Source organism: Bacillus aerolatus, from assembly GCF_009183655.1.
GTDB classification, from domain to species: domain Bacteria; phylum Bacillota; class Bacilli; order Bacillales; family Domibacillaceae; genus Pseudobacillus; species Pseudobacillus aerolatus.
Window position 1 is genome coordinate 142,011 of record NZ_WEIO01000011.1, and the last position, 18,425, is coordinate 160,435.

The 18,425-nt window shown below is 42.0% G+C and carries 22 protein-coding genes, 10 tRNA genes and 1 rRNA gene; all 33 read left to right on the top strand.

The annotated features are described in order from the left end of the window. Positions 1 to 114: 114 nt before the first annotated feature. Complete coding sequence (locus tag F9802_RS16650) at positions 115 to 822, top strand: alpha/beta hydrolase (protein WP_318636122.1); 708 nt, start codon at positions 115 to 117, stop codon at positions 820 to 822. 112 nt (positions 823 to 934) lie between these two features. Further along, complete coding sequence (locus tag F9802_RS16655) at positions 935 to 2,398, top strand: DEAD/DEAH box helicase (protein WP_152153977.1); 1,464 nt, start codon at positions 935 to 937, stop codon at positions 2,396 to 2,398. 143 nt (positions 2,399 to 2,541) lie between these two features. Then, entirely contained in the window at positions 2,542 to 3,018 is a 477-nt protein-coding gene (locus F9802_RS16660) for a PH domain-containing protein (RefSeq protein ID WP_152153979.1), read from the top strand. After that, positions 3,011 to 3,592, top strand: coding sequence for a PH domain-containing protein (locus F9802_RS16665; protein WP_152153980.1), 582 nt, complete (start codon positions 3,011 to 3,013; stop codon positions 3,590 to 3,592). The genes F9802_RS16660 and F9802_RS16665 overlap by 8 nt, the downstream gene beginning before the upstream one ends. Positions 3,593 to 3,597: 5 nt before the next feature. Next, positions 3,598 to 4,488 carry a PH domain-containing protein gene (locus tag F9802_RS16670; protein WP_152153982.1) on the top strand — a complete coding sequence of 297 codons (891 nt, stop codon included), beginning with the start codon at positions 3,598 to 3,600 and terminating at the stop codon, positions 4,486 to 4,488. Continuing rightward, positions 4,485 to 4,838, top strand: a complete 354-nt coding sequence (gene acpS, locus F9802_RS16675) for a holo-ACP synthase (RefSeq protein ID WP_152153984.1) — start codon at positions 4,485 to 4,487, stop codon at positions 4,836 to 4,838. Before F9802_RS16670 ends, acpS begins: the two co-directional genes overlap by 4 nt. Positions 4,839 to 4,917: 79 nt before the next feature. Beyond that, positions 4,918 to 5,934, top strand: a complete 1,017-nt coding sequence (locus tag F9802_RS16680; RefSeq protein WP_152153986.1) for an outer membrane lipoprotein-sorting protein — start codon at positions 4,918 to 4,920, stop codon at positions 5,932 to 5,934. 173 nt (positions 5,935 to 6,107) lie between these two features. Continuing rightward, entirely contained in the window at positions 6,108 to 7,268 is a 1,161-nt protein-coding gene (gene alr / locus F9802_RS16685; protein WP_152153989.1) for an alanine racemase, read from the top strand. Between the two features lie 184 nt (positions 7,269 to 7,452). Further along, complete coding sequence (locus F9802_RS16690; RefSeq protein ID WP_152153990.1) at positions 7,453 to 7,734, top strand: CopG family ribbon-helix-helix protein; 282 nt, start codon at positions 7,453 to 7,455, stop codon at positions 7,732 to 7,734. 5 nt (positions 7,735 to 7,739) lie between these two features. Then, positions 7,740 to 8,090 (top strand): type II toxin-antitoxin system PemK/MazF family toxin, encoded by a 351-nt coding sequence (locus F9802_RS16695; protein ID WP_041100719.1) that lies wholly within the window; start codon positions 7,740 to 7,742, stop codon positions 8,088 to 8,090. Positions 8,091 to 8,371: 281 nt separating this feature from the next. Then, positions 8,372 to 9,202 (top strand): RsbT co-antagonist protein RsbRA, encoded by an 831-nt coding sequence (locus tag F9802_RS16700; protein WP_152153993.1) that lies wholly within the window; start codon positions 8,372 to 8,374, stop codon positions 9,200 to 9,202. After that, a complete protein-coding gene (locus F9802_RS16705; RefSeq protein ID WP_152153995.1) occupies positions 9,202 to 9,558 on the top strand; it encodes an STAS domain-containing protein in 357 nt (118 codons plus the stop codon). The genes F9802_RS16700 and F9802_RS16705 overlap by 1 nt, the downstream gene beginning before the upstream one ends. 3 nt (positions 9,559 to 9,561) lie before the next feature. Further along, a complete protein-coding gene (locus F9802_RS16710; RefSeq protein WP_152153997.1) occupies positions 9,562 to 9,957 on the top strand; it encodes an anti-sigma regulatory factor in 396 nt (131 codons plus the stop codon). A 12-nt stretch (positions 9,958 to 9,969) separates the two neighbouring features. Then, a complete protein-coding gene (locus F9802_RS16715; protein ID WP_152153999.1) occupies positions 9,970 to 10,980 on the top strand; it encodes a PP2C family protein-serine/threonine phosphatase in 1,011 nt (336 codons plus the stop codon). A gap of 72 nt (positions 10,981 to 11,052) precedes the next feature. Next, complete coding sequence (locus F9802_RS16720) at positions 11,053 to 11,382, top strand: anti-sigma factor antagonist (protein ID WP_152154001.1); 330 nt, start codon at positions 11,053 to 11,055, stop codon at positions 11,380 to 11,382. Further along, positions 11,382 to 11,852 carry an anti-sigma B factor RsbW gene (gene rsbW / locus F9802_RS16725; RefSeq protein ID WP_152154003.1) on the top strand — a complete coding sequence of 157 codons (471 nt, stop codon included), beginning with the start codon at positions 11,382 to 11,384 and terminating at the stop codon, positions 11,850 to 11,852. Before F9802_RS16720 ends, rsbW begins: the two co-directional genes overlap by 1 nt. Next, positions 11,830 to 12,624, top strand: coding sequence for an RNA polymerase sigma factor SigB (sigB, locus tag F9802_RS16730; protein WP_152154005.1), 795 nt, complete (start codon positions 11,830 to 11,832; stop codon positions 12,622 to 12,624). Before rsbW ends, sigB begins: the two co-directional genes overlap by 23 nt. After that, entirely contained in the window at positions 12,624 to 13,217 is a 594-nt protein-coding gene (locus F9802_RS16735) for a PP2C family serine/threonine-protein phosphatase (RefSeq protein ID WP_152154007.1), read from the top strand. The genes sigB and F9802_RS16735 overlap by 1 nt, the downstream gene beginning before the upstream one ends. A gap of 57 nt (positions 13,218 to 13,274) precedes the next feature. Then, positions 13,275 to 15,452, top strand: a complete 2,178-nt coding sequence (locus tag F9802_RS16740; protein WP_152154009.1) for a Tex family protein — start codon at positions 13,275 to 13,277, stop codon at positions 15,450 to 15,452. A 26-nt stretch (positions 15,453 to 15,478) separates the two neighbouring features. Next, positions 15,479 to 15,949: a SprT family protein gene (locus F9802_RS16745; RefSeq protein WP_152154011.1), complete on the top strand. Its 471-nt coding sequence runs from the start codon at positions 15,479 to 15,481 to the stop codon at positions 15,947 to 15,949. 151 nt (positions 15,950 to 16,100) lie between these two features. After that, a tRNA-Asn gene (locus F9802_RS16750) sits at positions 16,101 to 16,175 on the top strand. 9 nt (positions 16,176 to 16,184) lie between these two features. Beyond that, positions 16,185 to 16,275, top strand: a tRNA-Ser gene (locus tag F9802_RS16755). Between the two features lie 18 nt (positions 16,276 to 16,293). Continuing rightward, positions 16,294 to 16,365, top strand: a tRNA-Glu gene (locus F9802_RS16760). Between the two features lie 24 nt (positions 16,366 to 16,389). Further along, positions 16,390 to 16,464: transfer RNA gene (locus F9802_RS16765), tRNA-Gln, on the top strand. Positions 16,465 to 16,468: 4 nt separating this feature from the next. Next, positions 16,469 to 16,541, top strand: a tRNA-Lys gene (locus F9802_RS16770). A 6-nt stretch (positions 16,542 to 16,547) separates the two neighbouring features. Beyond that, positions 16,548 to 16,631: transfer RNA gene (locus F9802_RS16775), tRNA-Leu, on the top strand. A gap of 231 nt (positions 16,632 to 16,862) precedes the next feature. Then, entirely contained in the window at positions 16,863 to 16,940 is a 78-nt protein-coding gene (locus tag F9802_RS20295; RefSeq protein WP_225435387.1) for a DUF6241 domain-containing protein, read from the top strand. A gap of 72 nt (positions 16,941 to 17,012) precedes the next feature. Next, complete coding sequence (locus F9802_RS16780; RefSeq protein WP_152154013.1) at positions 17,013 to 17,540, top strand: DUF6241 domain-containing protein; 528 nt, start codon at positions 17,013 to 17,015, stop codon at positions 17,538 to 17,540. A gap of 347 nt (positions 17,541 to 17,887) precedes the next feature. Next, positions 17,888 to 17,970 (top strand) — tRNA-Leu (locus F9802_RS16785). 9 nt (positions 17,971 to 17,979) lie between these two features. After that, a tRNA-Arg gene (locus tag F9802_RS16790) sits at positions 17,980 to 18,056 on the top strand. An 8-nt stretch (positions 18,057 to 18,064) separates the two neighbouring features. Continuing rightward, positions 18,065 to 18,141 (top strand) — tRNA-Pro (locus F9802_RS16795). A 15-nt stretch (positions 18,142 to 18,156) separates the two neighbouring features. After that, positions 18,157 to 18,230, top strand: a tRNA-Gly gene (locus F9802_RS16800). A gap of 79 nt (positions 18,231 to 18,309) precedes the next feature. Beyond that, positions 18,310 to 18,425: ribosomal RNA gene (locus tag F9802_RS16805) — 16S ribosomal RNA — on the top strand; the annotation flags it as partial.

Here is an 18,425-nt window from a genome sequence, read left to right on the forward strand (position 1 = left end):
TTGTGTCTTTTAAAATGAATAATAACTGGGTAATTTATAAAAGAGACAATCAGAATAAGTAACTTTATTCATTTGGCTGACGATAAGATAAATTGTTAAGAAAAGGAACTGGTGATGAAGATGATCGGCTGTTTGTGCATTCACGGTTTTACAGGAGCACCTTATGAAGTAGAGCCGCTCGTTGAATATTTGCATGAAAAAACGTCGTGGAAAATCGTCGTCCCGACGTTACCTGGACACGGGGAGGTACTGTCATTAAAAGGTGTGACGTATGACCAGTGGCTTGAACATGCAGAAAAAGAAATGAAACAGCTGCTTGCACAATGCGACACTGTTTATGTGATTGGATTTTCAATGGGAGGATTAATTGCCGTTTATTTGGCAGAAAAATATCCCGCAAAAAAGCTTATATTATTAAGCGCTGCGGCTAAATATATTAATGCGGGGCAAATGTTCAGTGATATTAAGGAAATGTTAAAAGATTTGAGAAGCGGCCAGCTAAAGGAAAATGAATTATTCCTGCGTTACAAAGACAAGCTGCTGCTCACACCGTTATCAGCCACATGGCAATTTCGGAAAATGGTGGTTCGTATTAATCCGCTTTTTACTAAAATACAAATTCCGACGCTGATCGCTCAAGGGCTGGCTGATGGAATAGTGCCGCCAAAAAGTGCGGAATATATTTACCGTCATATCCCGTCCAAGCAAAAAGAAATTTATTATGCAAGAAATGCGAAACACCATATTTGTCATGCGGAAGAAAAAGAAGAACTGTTTGAAAAAATCTTTACATTCTTAACAGGAAGTAGTAGAGTGAGTTAAATATCCATTGATATGAATGAAAAAAAATGGTATGATAACAATAACTCTTGCTCTTCATAGGAAGAGTATTTTTTGTTTGATACGGCAGCTGAAATAGAAGGAGAAGAAAATATTGACGAAATTTAAAGATTTAAATTTAAGTGAAGCTACTTTAAAAGCTATTGATAAAATGGGATTTGAAGAGGCGACACCAATTCAAGCGCAGACGATTCCTACAGGCCTTGAAGGTAAGGACATTATCGGACAGGCACAGACAGGTACAGGAAAAACAACCGCTTTTGGCATTCCGATGATTGAAAAGATTGATACGCAAAATCACGCTATTCAAGGACTGATTATCGCTCCTACTCGTGAGCTTGCTATCCAGGTGTCTGAAGAACTTTACAAAATCGGCAGCGGCAAACGTGTCGGTATTTTAGCGGTGTACGGCGGACAGGACATTCAGCGTCAAATCCGCGCGCTGAAAAAGCATCCGCATATTATTGTAGGTACACCAGGACGGATTTTGGATCACATCAACCGGAAAACATTGAAGCTTGAAAATCTGCAGACGCTCGTATTAGATGAAGCAGATGAAATGCTGAACATGGGCTTTATTCAAGATATTGAAGCTATTCTTTCCCACATGCCAACTGAGCGCCAAACATTGTTGTTCTCAGCAACGATGCCTAAGCAGATTCGTGCGATAGCTGAAAGATTTATGAATGACCCTGTGACTATTCGTGTGAAGACGAAAGAAATGACAGTTTCCAACATTGAGCAGCATTATGTAAAAGTGCATCAGCGTGACAAATTTGATGTACTTTCCCGCTTGATTGATGTTCATTCACCAGAGCTTGCCATTATTTTCGGCCGGACGAAAAGACGTGTAGATGAACTAGCCAACGCATTAAGCTTGCGCGGCTATCAAGCAGAAGGCATCCACGGCGACTTAACGCAGGCGAAGCGCCTAACTGTACTGAAACGCTTTAAAGAAGGAAAAATTGATGTTCTCGTTGCGACAGACGTAGCTGCTCGCGGACTTGATATTTCTGGGGTTACACACGTGTACAACTACGATATTCCGCAAGACCCGGAAAGTTATGTTCACCGTATTGGCCGTACAGGCCGTGCCGGCAAAGAAGGCGTTGCCATCACGTTTGTTGAACCGAGAGAAATGAGTTATTTGAAGGAAGTAGAAAGAACAACGAAAAAGAAAATGTCGCTAATGAGCACTCCGACTTGGGATGATGCTTTAGTCGGCCAGCAGCAGGCAGCAGTAAACGAACTGGAAGAATCGGTCGCGAAAAACGATCTTTCTCAATATAAGGCTCTTGCGAAAGGCTTGCTTGATCAACACGATGCAGAACAGCTTGTAGCCGCCGCACTAAAGTTAATTACGAAAGAACCGGATCGCACACCGATTCATATTACGAGTGAATCTTCTCTTCCGCAAAAGAAAGACAAGTTCCGCTCGAAAAACTCAAATTCCAAAAAGCCATACGGCAGCCGTCAAGGCAGTCGTTCATCCGGTGGCAACCGCTCTTACAACAGAGACCGCAAAAGCAATCCAAGAAGAAAATATACTTCTCAATAATTAATGAAAAGGGGCTGTCCCACAAGTTAGTGAATAACTGACTTTTGGACAGCCCCTTTTTCTGAATTTGGATATGTGTGAAACTTTATTCTATGCCAAAACGTTATAAAAGGAAAAATGATCATAAAGGCTGTGAACATTAGATGAAAGAACCTGAAAAAAGAATTTCTGAAAAAGCATTAAAGGTGTGGAGAATATCAGGAGTGATCAGTACAGCTATATTGTGGCTGTTCATTGCTGGTGCCGGCGTGCTTATTTACATGCAGGAATGGCCGCTTTGGATCATCGCTGTGCTTGCTGCGGCTGGAATTTTGGAAATAATAATCTTCGTAGTAGCTTTGCCGAATATGCGTTGGAAAAGATGGAAATACGAAGTGAGAGAGCAAGAAATTGAATTGCAGCGAGGTGTGTTTGTCATCCGCCGCACACTTATCCCCATGATCCGTGTACAGCACGTGGATACGGAGCAAGGACCTCTTTTGCGCAAGTACGGACTGAGTGTAATCAAAGTTTCAACGGCTGCCACTGTACATGAAATACCAGCTGTTGAAATGGAAGAAGCAGAAGAAATGAGAAGAGTGATCTCTGCTCTTGCAAGGGTGGCGGAAGAGGATGTCTAATCCAAAAAGGCTTCATCCTGTTGCTGCTTTGTTAAACTTTTTTAAGGAACTGAAAGAACTCATCATTCCAATTGTTTTTCTGTTTTTTATAAATGATGGGCAAAAATCGAGTTTTTGGGATTACCTACCGATACTAGGCATGGGCGCGGCGATAGTATTTATTCTTATTTCCGGTATTGTGAAATGGCTGCGCTTCACTTATAGGGTAGAAGAAGAGGAACTTAGAATTGAACATGGCCTTTTCGTAAAAAAGAAGCGCTATATCCCAATCGAGCGGATTCAAAGTCTGGATGTGTCAGAAGGTTTATTGCAGCGGGCATTCGGTCTTGTGAAAATAAAAGTGGAAACGGCCGGATCGAGCGATGATTTAAAATCGGAAGCCGAACTGACGGCCATTACAAAAACAGAGGCACAAACCCTTCAAGAATTAATCAGCCGGGAAAAGCGAAGAAAAAGAAAAACGGACGCTGAAGAAGGCATTTTAGAGGAAATAGAAAATGATAGTAAGCCCCACATTTTTTATAAAGCGAAGTTCTCAGACTTGCTGCTGCTTGCCGCGACCTCGGGGGGATAGGCGTTGTGATTTCAGCTGTTTTTGCTTTTTTTGTTCAGTTTCAAGATGTCATTCCATATAAGAAGGCCTTCAAAGAAGCCTCCCATTTTATTGAGTTAGGAGTTGTTTTTGTCGCGATCACTCTTTTCCTTGGCCTGCTGATTGCGTGGATTGCTTCGATCGGGCTGACTTTACTTAAATATGCTAACTTCACTTTGCGAAAAGGTGAGGAAGATTTAATCATTCAAAAAGGATTACTTGAAAAACAGCAGCTGACAATCCCACTCGATCGCATACAAGGCATCACTATAGTGGAAAATCCGTTCAGGCAGCTTCTAGGGTACTGTTCCGTTCATCTTGAAAGTGCAGGAGGGACGGCGGGAGAAAAAGGGGGGGCGAGTGTCATCGTTATGCCGATGGTGAAAAAAGAAAAAGCACTGAACATGCTGACAGAGCTTTTTCCGGATTACTGTTTCGTCATCGAGCTAAAGCCGGCTCCAAAAAGAGCAGCAGGCAGATATATGGTAAGGTCTTGTTTATACGCAGCTATTCCGATAGCTGCAGCTGTCTGGATATTCTGGCCATTTGGTTTAGGGGCTCTCACTGCTTTTCTGCCTGTTGCTCTTTATGGGTACGCTTGTTACAAAGCAGCCGGCTGGAACATTCAAGGCGGGCAGCTCGCTATTCGGTCAAGAATCCTTTCCCTTCAAACGGTGTTTATGCAGAAAAGCCGCATTCAATCGCTTGAACTAATTCAAACATGGCGGCAGAACCAAAAGGATCTAGCATCCATTCATTCGGTTATTAGGAGTGGGATCACCGGCAAAAAAACAAAGATGTCAGATGCCTCGGCCGCTGACGCAGAAAAAATATATTTGTGGTATGGAATAAGAAAGGAAGAACAGGTGAACAAATGATTCAAGGCATTGGAATGGACATTGTAGAAATCGATAGAATTCAAAAGTTGGTAGAAAGACAGCCAAAGTTTATTCAGCGCATTTTAACAGAAAAAGAGCAGCTTGTTTTCATAAGCAGAAGCGGCAGGCGTCAAATCGAATACGCTGCCGGCCGTTTCGCTGCCAAAGAAGCTTTTGCAAAAGCGCTTGGAAGTGGGATTGGAGAGAAAGTTTCTTTTCAGGATATTGAAACGGCAGCAGATGAAAATGGAAAGCCTTATATTCAAGCTCCTTTCTCGCTGGGTGTGCACTTGTCTATTACTCACAGCAAGGACTATGCGGCTGCTCAAGTCATCATTGAAAATAAATAAAGCGGAACTGCCCCTTTGGGACAATCATATTTTAAAAGGTTGTCTCATATATTTCTAATGCGAAAGGGGTTGTGATGGAATGAAAAAAAGAAGGCTAGTCTGGCTTGTATGCCTGGTTGCTTTATTTATTCTTTCTGCCTGTGGGGCAAAGTCTAAGGAAGATGTAGAAAAGGATTTAAGCAAGAAAGCAGAAGAGGTGAAAGGGTATAAAGCGACAGCTCAAATGACGCTGCAAACAGGGGAGGAGAAACAGGCGTACCATGTAGAGATTTGGAACAAGGAAAACAGCTTTTACCGGGTACAGTTGTCAACGGCGAAGAAGGATCAAAGCCAAATGATTTTGAAGAATGAATCAGGCGTTTATGTTTTGACCCCGTCTTTGAACAAAAGTTTTAAGTTCCAAAGTGAGTGGCCGAAAAACAGCAGCCAGGCCTATTTATTTGAATCGCTTGTAAAAGATATTCAAAGTGACAAGGAAGCAGCGTTTAAAGAAACGGATAAACATTATGTGTTTGAGACAAAAACAAGATATCCGAACAGCCATATGCTGCCGCTGCAGGAAGTTACCTTTAACAAGCGTGACTTGGCGCCTGTCTCAGTGAAAGTGATGGACCCGGACCGCAAACCAGTGTTGACGGTGAACTTTACGAAAGTGGACTTTGGAGCGAGCTTTGAGAAATCTTCTTTCGATGTAAAAAAGAATATGACAGGGGCACAGCTGGAAATGCCGGTTCTTGCTCAGACAAAAGAAAAAGAATTTGCTGTTCTTTATCCGGATGCAAAAGCTGCCGGAAGTCAGCTTCTTGAAGAAAATGAAATGTTAACAGCGGGTGGTAAACGAGTCGTACTCACTTATGGAGGAAACAAGTCGTTCACTGTTGTCCAGGAAAAAGCGGAAGTATTACCGGCTGCTTCTGTTGAAACGGCTAGTATGAGTGGTGAAATGGCTGATCTTGGCTTTGCTTTTGGGGCAGTAACCGATCAATCGCTTTCCTGGTCTTATAAAGGAGTCGATTATATGATTGCTTCTAAAGATTTAAGCAAAGAAGAGATGATTGAAGTCGCGCAATCAATGCAAGTGAAAATGGAAAAGTAAAAGGAACCAGGACGGTTTTTATCAAACTTAATTACGGGCTTCGTGCATGACAGGAACGGGAATCTAACGTTCCTTTTTTCTTTGTTGACATGGCATGCTTTATGTTTAAAAATAAGGTTGGCAAGAAACCTGATTCGTAAAGCTGCATACAAACAAGAAAGAAGGGACGTACATTGAAAGCAGAAACGAAATTTTATCGCGATACATGGGCAGAAGTTAATCTCGATCATATTACTTACAATGTCAAAGAAACATTAAAATTGCTTCCTGCCGGCGAAAAGTTATTCGCTGTAGTAAAAGCTAATGCATATGGCCATGGAGATATACAAGTAGCAAAAACAGCTGTTGAAGCGGGCGCGCAAGGCCTGGCTGTTGCTTTTTTTGATGAAGCGCTGTCAGTGAAAAAAGCCGGCTTGCATGTGCCGCTGCTTGTGCTCGGAGCGAGCAGTCCTCATGCAGCACAAATAGCGGCAGAGCAGCAAATCTCGTTAGCTGTCTTTCATTTAGAGTGGCTGAAAGAGGCGGAGAAACAGCTGACAGAGGATCAAGTACTTCATGTGCATATTAAATGTGATACAGGCATGGGGAGACTCGGAGTGAAAACAGTGGAAGAACTAAACGCCCTAGCCGCGTTTATAAAAGAATCGCCGAAGCTGTTTTTAGAAGGGGTATTCACGCACTTTGCCACGGCAGATGAGTTGAATACCGATTATTTTGAAGAGCAGTACTCTGTATTTAAAGAAATGATAGGTGCTCTTGAAGTGAAACCGCCTTATATTCATTGTGCGAACAGTGCAGCCTCGCTGCGCTTTGAAAAAGCCTATTTTAACGCCGTGCGTCTCGGCATTTCCATGTACGGGCTTTCGCCATCTGATGAAATGAAAAAGGAGCTTCCCTTTCCTTTAAAACAAGCTTTTTCTCTTCACACGAAAATCGTTCACGTGAAGAAATTGAACAAAGGGGAGAAAGTCAGCTACGGAGCCACCTACGAAGCCCAAAAAGAGGAGTGGATCGCCACGCTGCCGATCGGATACGCTGATGGCTGGCTGCGCAAGCTTCAGGGGCAAGTTGTGCTGGCTGGCGGCAAGAGAGTGCCAATCGTGGGCAGAGTTTGCATGGATCAATGCATGATTCGTCTTCCGGAAGAAATGCCGATCGGCACAACAGTAACATTAATTGGCAAACAGAAAGATGAAGAAATTACCATGGATACTATCGCTGAAAAGATGGAAACAATTAATTATGAAGTGCCTTGTATTATTACGGCACGTGTGCCGAGAATTTACAAACAAAATGGAGAAATTACCGAGATTGTGAATCCGCTTGTCAATTAATAGGCTGAAATTTACCTTTATCGGCATTTTCTATCAAGTTTTTAGTATATTTGCGCTTTTTCAAAAAATTCTTTTGAGATGACAGGCAAGAATTCTGCTTTCGCCTTCCCACGCAAAGGAAAAGGTGTTATGATATAAGTGACAGTTAACGAGACGGGTGTAGTGATTGGTGGAGGTGTAGTTCGTGTCTGAATCAAGCGCAACAACAGAAGTATTAATTCGTTTACCTCAACAATTCGTCAAAGAATTAGACGGGTATGCTGAACTTGAGAAGGTTAACCGCAGTGAATTCATCTACAGAGCAACCAAAATGTATCTTCGTGAAAGAAAAAAACGTCAGATCAGAGAATCGATGCGACGCGGGTACATGGAAATGGCTAAGATTAACTTAGCTATTGCCTCGGAAGCCGTGCAGGCCGAGTATGAGGCTGGCAATACTGTGGAACGTTTAGTAAGTGGAGGATAATCCGTGTGATAGTTAAGCGTGGTGACGTATATTTTGCAGACCTGTCCCCTGTTGTTGGCTCGGAGCAAGGCGGCGTGCGGCCTGTGCTAGTAGTCCAAAATGACATAGGGAATCGGTTTAGTCCCACTATTATTGTTGCCGCTATTACAGCGCAAATTCAAAAAGCTAAGTTGCCTACCCATGTTGAAATTGATGCAAAGCGTTATGGCTTTGAACGTGATTCTGTTATTTTACTTGAACAAATCCGGACAATCGACAAACAGCGTTTAACGGATAAAATCACTCAACTTGATGAGGAAATGATGGAAAAAGTGGACGAAGCCTTGCAAATCAGCTTAGGTCTTATTCAGTTTTAAACAGACGCTCGCTAGTTTCTCTAGCTGGGCGTCTTATTTTTTTTGCAACATTTTACTTGAGATATAGGCTCTTGCTTTTTAATTCATGAAATAAACATTATAATGTTTAATAATGAGTATAAAAAGTTAACAGGCATGAAAAGATGGAAATGATAATCAGTTCATTTTTAGTGTCGAAATTGATAAAATTGATATGGAAACAATAAGCGAGCGGCAATCATTTCATTGCCTGCATAGAGTGGATGCGTAGTCATCGAAAAAGAAGAATTGGAGTTGTCTTGATGCGTAAACTAATTTTTAACTATGTGCAAACCCATAAAAGTGAAATATTAAATGAGTGGATCGGCCAGATGAAACAAGACGCGGATGAGCGCGCTGTTTATACGATGTCTGCACAAATGTTTAAAAAAACGAGCAGCGAATTCATTGAATTGCTCATTTCCAATTTTACTGAGACGGAGCAGGAGTTTCAGTCAAAATTAACTGGCTTTGCCGAGAAAATTGTCAGATTAGGATGGCCGCTGACCGTAGTGACACTTGGTCTGCGCACATTCGGTCAGATTGTGACAGAAGGCATGCAGGAAAAAGAAGTAGTCGCCCAGCACAACTTTATCGAGTTTTCTGTTGAATTTGAACGATGGATGTTTCCGTTATACAACACGATTATTGATTCTTACGCTAACACATGGGAACGTACGGTTTCCTTGCAAAAGATTGCTTTGCAGGAATTATCGGCTCCGCTTATTCCAGTCTTTGATAAAATTTCAGTGATGCCCCTTGTAGGAACAATTGATACAGAAAGAGCGAAGTTGATTATGGAAAACTTGCTTGAGGGCGTTGTCAGCCACCGCTCGGAAGTTGTTTTAATTGATATCACGGGCGTTCCGGTCGTAGATACCATGGTAGCCCACCATATTATTCAGGCAGCAGATGCCGTGCGGCTTGTCGGCGCAAAGTGTATGATTGTGGGCATCCGTCCGGAAATCGCACAGACGATCGTCACGTTAGGCATTGATCTCAATCAAGTCATTACAACGAGCACGCTGAAAAAGGGGATTGAAGAAGCCCTTGAAATGACAGAAAGAAAAATCATCGAAGTGGAGGGAGAGTAATGAGGATACCGATTTTAAAACTTCATGATTGTCTGCTGGTTTCAATTCAATGGGAATTGGACGATCAGACTGCCCTGCAATTTCAAGAAGACTTGCTGCATAAAATTCACGAAACGAGTGCGCGAGGGGTTGTAATTGATTTTACTTCCATTGATTTTATAGATTCTTTCATTGCTAAAGTGCTGGGGGACGTGATCAGCATGTCAAAGCTTATGGGAGCGAAAGTGGTTATCACAGGAATTCAGCCAGCCGTTGCTATTACCTTGATCGAATTAGGTATACGTCTCGAAGATGTCTTGACAGCTCTTGACTTAGAAAAAGGTTTGGAGAAACTTCAACGGGAACTGGAGGACTAATCTATGGATTCTTGTGTCAAGATTATAAATGAATGGGATATCGTAGCGGCAAGGCAGCTTGGCAGGAATGTAGCCAAAGACCTTGGTTTTGGTACGGTTGACCAGGCCCGGATTACAACAGCAATTAGTGAACTGGCGCGTAATATTTATCTTTACGCCGGTCAGGGACAAGTTTGCATAGAAAAAACAGAGGCTGTCGGAAAAACCGGGTTAATCATCATTTCGGAAGATCAGGGTCCCGGCATTAATGATCTCCGCAAAGTAATGGAAGATGGTTTCTCCACCTCAGGAGGACTTGGAGCCGGCTTGCCTGGCGTAAAACGTCTCGTGGATGAGTTTACTATCGAATCGAATCCCGGCGAAGGTACGCTTATTAAAGCAATCAAGTGGCTCCGATAAGGAGGATTAAGTATGGGGTTTAGGGACGTAATGCACGAAAAATATAAAGAAATTCTTGAAAGCTATATGGAAGACCAGAATGAACAAGCGTTATATCTCAGTCAGAAATTCAGCAGAAAATCCATTGAATATAAAATTTCTCCCGAAGAGATTATTAGCATTCACAAAACAGCTTTAATGGAACTAGAAGCTGAACGTTCTGATTCAGTCATGCCTTCGTTCGATATTCTGCTGGAAGTGATGATGGGATATGGGCTTGCTTATCGCGAACATCAGAGTTTGCGCACAATTCAGCAGGAATTGAAAAGTGAAATAGAAGTAGCAGCTAATATGCAGCAAACGCTCCTTGGCACGCAGATCCCGGACGTTGATTGTCTCGATATAGGAGCAATTAGTGTGCCGGCGAGACAAATGAGCGGTGATTATTATCACTTTGTCCAAGATGAACAAGGGGCGGTCAGTGTCGCTATTGCCGATATAATAGGAAAAGGAATTCCGGCAGCTTTGTGCATGTCCATGATCAAATACTCGATGGACAGCCTTCCGGAAGGCCGTCATGAGCCGTACCAAGTACTTGAAAGTCTAAACAGAGTAGTGGAGCAGAACGTAGACCCGACAATGTTCATTACGATGTTCTATGGTATGTACAATACAATCAATCATACATTCTATTACTCTTCTGCGGGCCACGAACCAGGTTTCTTTTACAATCATGAAACGAAAGAGTTTGAGGAGCTGTATGCGAAAGGCTTGCTTCTCGGAGTGGATAAGAAAACGAAATACCGCCAGTTCGAGAAAAGAGTGGACGTGGGAGATGTGATCCTGCTAATGTCTGACGGTGTAACGGAATGCAGAACAGAAGAAGGTTTCATTGAAGTAGATACGTTAATAGGGTATATCGAGAAGTACATTCATTTGGAAGCCCAGGAGATTGCCAATAAAGTATATAAAGAACTTGAGTATTTGCAAGATTTCCAGCTTCGTGATGATTTTACCTTGATCATTTTAAAAAGAATAAAATGATCAAGTGTTTAATTTCTTTTCGATCCGGGTATACTTTAAAAACATTGGAGTAATAAAGAAGAGGTGGGTCTAATGAATATTACAATTGACGTGAAAGAAATGGAACAATATACAAAAGTAAAAATCGTTGGGGAAATTGATGCATATACAGCGCCGAAACTTCGCGAGACTATTTTCCCGTACGCCGAAAAGAAAAATACAAAAATAGTAATTGACTTATCTGAAGTATCCTATATGGACAGCACAGGTTTAGGAGTATTTGTCGGGCTTTTCAAAAGTTTAAATGCGAATGAAGGCACTCTTCAGTTGACGGGTTTATCTGAACGATTAAGAAGGTTGTTTGATATCACCGGTCTTGCAGACATTATGAATATTAATTCCGAAGTAGAAGGTGGCGTTTGATGATGGAAGCGTTTGATTACATCGAGATGAAAATCCCAGCCAAGCCGGAATTCGTGGGCGTCATCCGACTGACGCTATCAGGAGTTGCGAGTAGAATGGGTTTCACATATGATGCGATTGAAGATTTGAAAATAGCTACGAGCGAAGCAATCACTAATGCGATCCAACACGCTTACAGTGGCGATGAGAAAGGCGAAGTGGTAGTTGGCTTTGCTCTGTACAATAAACAATTGGAAGTCATGGTTTCCGATAATGGGAAAAGCTTTAATTTCCGCGAAACGAAAAAAGCGTTAGGTCCGTATAAAGAAAGCTCTATTGAGTTTCTGCGTGAAGGAGGCTTAGGTTTGTTTCTCATTGAAACATTAATGGATGAGGTGAAAGTTCATCAAAACGAAGGGGTTACTTTGTTTATGACGAAGTACCTTGAAGGAGAGCAGGTGGAGAGGGATGCAGAAACCATCTCAACCTAATCATGAGGCAAAGCAGCAGGCTGTTGAGTGGATCAAAGCATATCAAACAAAGAACGACCAAGAAGCTCAAGAAAAGCTTGTGAAACATTATCGAGGATTAGTCGAATCGATTGCCCGTAAATATTCAAAAGGCAAATCTTATCATGAAGATATCGTTCAGGTCGGAATGATGGGCCTTCTTGGAGCGATTAGAAGATATGACGATTCCTATGGAAAGAGCTTTGAAGCATTTGCTATCCCGACAATTGTCGGTGAAATAAAAAGATTTTTACGAGATAAAACGTGGAGTGTTCACGTCCCGAGACGTATTAAAGAACTTGGCCCGAAAATAAAGTCTACCGTGGAAGAGCTGACGTCAAGCCTGCAGCGATCGCCAAAAGTAGATGAAATTGCCCGCTATTTAGAAATTTCCGAAGAAGAAGTTTTAGAGGCGATGGAAATGGGCAAAAGTTATCAAGCTTTATCGGTTGATCATTCTATTGAAGCCGATTCTGACGGAAGTACAGTGACGCTTCTTGACATTGTCGGAAACAAGGAACAAGGATATGAAAAAGTAGATCAGCGGCTTGTACTTGAAAAAGTGCTTCATGTGTTATCTGACCGTGAACGGCAAATTATCCAATATACGTATTTAGAAAACATGAGCCAAAAAGATGCCGGTGATAAATTAAATATTTCACAAATGCACGTATCCCGTTTGCAAAGAAGAGCCATTAAAAAGCTGAAAGAAGCGATCGATGCAGAATCATTAACAACGGAGCGTCTAACGTAATGGTTTATCTTCAGAGTGAACAGCTGGAGATTTGCGCTGATAAAGCAGCTAAAGATGGCAAGCCGTTTTGCGGAGACAGCTATTACATTCACGAGACGGATGATTATTTAATCTGCGTACTGGCAGATGGACTCGGCAGTGGTGAGTTTGCTTTCCATTCTTCTTATGCAGTAACGAAAACTGTAGAAGAGAATCACCACGAACCGGTGGATCTTTTAATGCGCTTAAGCAATAATGTTCTTTATCAAAAAAGAGGAGCAGCTGTTGCTATTTTAAAAATTTACTTTGATAAGCGGGAATTTGAATATAGCTGCGTCGGCAATATTCGTTTTTACTTGTATTCAGACGAAGGGAAACTGACATATCCGCTGCCGGTCACCGGTTATTTATCAGGCCGTCCACAAAAGTACCGGACACAGCGGTTTAGTTATGAGGAAAACTGCAAGTTCCTCTTGCATTCAGATGGAATTAATATTCTTAACGTGAAAGCGATGATGAAAAATCGTTCTATTCAACAAATTGCCTCTATTCTTGAAGAGCAAACACTGCGATCTAACGATGACTCTACTTTTATTATCGGAAGTCTGCTTTAACAAATGCAGGCTTTTTTCTTGTGTTAAAATAAAGTATAGACAAAAGGAGGGGACACCATGCCTGTTGAATCCGTTTTTGACAGAGAAAGCTTAATCAAAAAAGCGGCCCAAGACGAAAAGCTGGAACTTAAAAAAGCCCGGGCGGTAATCGGGTTAATTGAAGAAGGAAACACTGTGCCTTTTATCGCCCGTTATCGAAAGGAAATGACCGGTGCACTAGATGAAGTGCAAATTCAATCACTCATCAACCGCTGGACTTATTTACAAAATTTGTCCGGGCGCAAAGAAGAGGTTATTCGCTTGATTGAAGAGCAGGACAAGCTGACTAAAGAGTTGAAAGCAGCTATTCTAGGTGCAGAGAAAATCCAGACGGTGGAAGACTTATACCGCCCTTTCAAGCAAAAGCGGCGGACAAAAGCGGCCATTGCCAAGGAAAAAGGATTAATGTCATTTGCTGAATGGCTCCTTGCCATGCCATCCTCCTCTGTAGCAGCAAAAGCTGAAACGTACATATCAGATGAAAAAGGCATTGCTTCAGCAGAAGAAGCCATTGAAGGGGCCTTGCACATTATCGCTGAGCATGCGGCAGATGAAGCATCGATTCGTCAATGGATACGCGATGAAACGCTTAGAAACGGCAAAATTCATTCGGCCGTTAAAAAAGAAGAGTTGGACGAAAAAAACATATACGAAATGTATTATTCATATGAGGAACCTGTTGCGCGAATCGTTCCCCATCGCGTATTAGCTTTAAACAGGGGAGAGAAAGAAGATATTTTAAAAGTGGGCATCCAGACAGATACAGAAAAAATTGTCCGCTACATGAGCAAGAAATATAAAGTCAACGATAACCTTCAATCCGGAGTATATGTACAACAAGCCCTTCAAGACGCCTTTAAGCGGCTGATACAACCTTCTGTTGAAAGAGAAGTGCGCAATGAATTAACTGAAAAAGCAGAAGATCAGGCGATCCATATCTTCTCTGAAAACTTGAGAAAGCTGCTTCTACAGCCGCCGTTGAAAGGGAGAGTCGTGCTTGGGGTTGACCCGGCTTACCGGACAGGCTGCAAGCTGGCTATAGTAGATGAAACGGGCAAAATGCTTTATATCAGTGTCATTTACCCCCATCCGCCAAAGTCTAAAAGAGATGAAGCGGAAGCGCTCGTGCAACAGGTGATGCGGGAATATGAGGTGGAAATTATTGCGATCGGCAATGGAACAGCTTCAAGGGAGACAGAACAGTTTATAGCGGATATCATCAAGAAAAATCAACAACAGACTGCATACGTCATCGTGAATGAAGCAGGGGCTAGTGTATATTCCGCTTCTGAAACGGCGCGGGAAGAATTTCCTGATCTGCAAGTCGAAGAGAGAAGTGCTGTATCTATAGCGAGAAGGCTGCAGGATCCGCTTGCTGAGTTGGTAAAAATTGATCCTAAATCAGTGGGGGTAGGGCAGTATCAACACGATGTGTCCCAAAAAAAGCTGAACGAGTCGTTATCTTTCGTTGTTGAAACAGCTGTCAACCAAGTCGGCGTTAATTTAAATACCGCGTCCGCTTCGCTTTTGCAATATGTTGCTGGCTTAAATAAAACGGTGGCTAACAATATTGTGAAATTCAGAGAAGAGAACGGCAAATTTACCAACCGTTCACAAGTAAAAAAAGTTCCCCGTCTCGGTTTGAAAACGTTTGAACAATGTATAGGTTTTTTAAGAATCATGGACGGGAAAGAGCCGCTGGACAAAACATCAATCCATCCCGAAAACTATCCAGAAGTAAAAGAACTGCTTCAAAGCATAGGATTTACAACAAGTGATACAAGTACAGCGAAACTGACGGAAGCGCTTGGCAAGCTCGCTGTGGAACAAGCGGCAGAAAAGACAGGCTTGGGGATACTTACGATGAAGGATATAACGGATGCCCTGCAAAGACCTGGGCGCGATCCACGTGATGAGTTGCCGGCCCCTCTGCTGAAGACGGGAGTCATGAGGCTGGAGGATGTAAAGCCTGGAATGGAGATGCAAGGAACTGTCAGAAATGTTGTTGACTTCGGCGCATTTGTCGATATCGGCGTAAAGGAAGACGGACTTGTTCATATCTCAAAAATGAAAAAAGGGTTTGTCAAACATCCGCTTGACGTCACAGCCGTTGGTGACATTGTAACCGTCTGGATCGAAGGAGTAGATGTGAAGAAAGGGAGAGTATCTTTGACAATGATTTCTCCGGGAGAATAACGAAAAAGAAAAGGGGCGGCTGGCTCATGAAAAACGAAGAACTACAATTGCTTACAGAGACAATATCCATGAAACTGTTCAGCCGTCCATTTCTGCATCAAGCAAAGTTTAACTCACGTTTAAAAACAACTGGCGGCCGTTATATGCTGCAATCACATAACATTGAGGTTAATAAAAAGTATTATGAAGTTTACGGGCAGGAAGAGCTTGAAGGTATTATTAAACACGAGCTGTGTCATTATCATTTGCATTTACAGGGAAAAGGGTACAAACACCGTGATCGGGATTTTAAGGAATTACTTCAAGCGGTGGAAGCCCCTAGATATTGCAGGCCGATTAAGAACACAACAGTTAAACGATCGACGCGATTACTGCTGTATAAATGCAATGACTGCCGGCTTACTTACACGCGTAAACGAAAAATGGATACAGCCCGCTATGTGTGCGGGAAATGTAAAGGATCGATTACATTTGTGGAAGAGAGACTGATGGAATGAAAATAAATTTGACATTCCATTGGGTAATTGATAATTTAATTTAGCAAGCTTGCAGGAAAATAGCAGCTTTTTAATTTTTTTATAACAAAGTTGTTGACTCGTGTTCCGCACTTTAATATAATACAAATTGTCGATAAAATGATTTTGTTATTCCGCAGTAGCTCAGTGGTAGAGCAATCGGCTGTTAACCGATCGGTCGCAAGTTCGAATCTTGCCTGCGGAGCCATATTTTTATGGGGAAGTACTCAAGAGGCTGAAGAGGCGCCCCTGCTAAGGGTGTAGGTCGCGTAAGCGGCGCGAGGGTTCAAATCCCTCCTTCTCCGCCATATAAAATTTCTTGTTGCGGCCCGTTGGTCAAGCGGTTAAGACACCGCCCTTTCACGGCGGTAACACGGGTTCGAATCCCGTACGGGTCATTTTTTTACTAAATGAATAAACAATGGGCTATAGCCAAGCGGTAAGGCAACGGACTTTGACTCCGTCATGCGCTGGTTCGAATCCAGCTAGCCCAGCCATTTAGAGCCATTAGCTCAGTTGGTAGAGCATCTGACTTTTAATCAGAGGGTCGAAGGTTCGAGTCCTTCATGGCTCACTATTTGCGGGTGTGGCGGAACTGGCAGACGCGCTAGAATCAGGCTCTAGTGTCCGCAAGGACGTGGGGGTTCGACTCCCTTCATCCGCATTGAATACACTCATATCAGGCAGTCTACGCTATGTAGGCTGTCTTTTTTGTGTTCTCCTCAAAAGAAAGAGTTAAATCTTGATTGCTGAATAGTTCTGGTTATCTCCAGAATAGCCCTGTAATATAAATGGAATCCGTGTTAATATATAACAATTAGAAGTTATTCAGAGTTTCTATAGGACAAACTAGGGCTTGATTAGAGGCCTATCCATTTTATATTTTAAACAATTGATGAATCATCAAAAAGTTGTTTCTGAAGAGAAATGGGGTGCAGTAGAAATGACTCCCGCAAATATTGATCTTTATTGAAAAAAACTTTAGATCAAGGAAAGAACAATGAATATATGAACGGAATAAACAGTAATCAAATAGGAGGGGGAAATGAACGTTAAAAAGGTTGTTCTCATGGCAAGTTTGGTCGGTGTCGTTGCTATTGCTGTTATAGTCGTTTCCTATGTAGTAATCATGGTAAGCGATCATGCACAAGCAGAAAAGGCAGAAGAACTTAAGAAGTACGAAAACAAATATATAGCATTTGATGAAAAACAACTCGAAGTCAATGGTGATGCAAGAACCAAGATTCCGAATCTTATTGATGGAAACGAACCACAAGTCACAGAAGTTATGCATAAGATGACACATCAAAAGATTCTTGCTCATGAAAAATGGGGAGCAATTGAAATGACTCCAGACAATGTTAAAAAAGTGAAAGGTCATGTTCTAGCTAATGATTTTAAATCGGAGAAGTTTTTCATTGAGATTCTTAATAAATGGGAATCAGGAAACTTTAGCAGAGTTGATAAAGATCATAATGCTTTATGGAATGTTCAAAGTGGGACTATTGTTGCTGCAGCTGGTCTTATGACAGAAGAACAAGAACAGCAATTTATTGAAGAAAACTTTAGATAAGGTTTATAACCGACAGTCTGCAAGTTGTAGGCTGTATTTTTGTTTCGAAAGCAAAAATAATATTTATCTCTTTAATATCCTAATGAGAAATTTTATTTTGTTTTAAAAAAACAGTTGACGAATTTTATGTATTGCTTTAATATATGTCTAGTGACGTTGAACGAGAGCAAAGCAATTTAACTTACATAACATTAAACTTGAAAGTTTAATGTTTGATTAACCAACTATATGCTTGTTATATAAAAAGGTTTTAAGGTTTGATTCGAATCAAGTTAAATGTTTTTTAAAGAAACCACTTGATTTGCTCGTTCGAATATGTTACAATTTAACTCTGTTGCAAAATATATGCGGTCGTGGCGGAATGGCAGACGCGCTAGGTTGAGGGCCTAGTGGGGGCAACCCCGTGGAGGTTCAAGTCCTCTCGGCCGCATCAAAAATTGCGCCCGTAGCTCAATTGGATAGAGCGTTTGACTACGGATCAAAAGGTTAGGGGTTCGACTCCTCTCGGGCGCGCCATTTATTAACGGGAAGTAGCTCAGCTTGGTAGAGCACTTGGTTTGGGACCAAGGGGCCGCAGGTTCGAATCCTGTCTTCCCGACCATTCATATTATAATATGCGGGTGTAGTTTAATGGTAAAACCTCAGCCTTCCAAGCTGATGTCGTGGGTTCGATTCCCATCACCCGCTCCAAAATTGATCTTTGAAAACTGAACAAAATACATGCCAGTAAGTTAATTCTAATTTTTAAAACATGAGCTATGCAAACATCTTTTTGGAGAGTTTGATCCTGGCTCAGGACGAACGCTGGCGGCGTGCCTAATACATGCAAGTCGAGCGGACTTGACTGGAGCTTGCTCCAGTTCAGGTTAGCGGCGGACGGGTGAG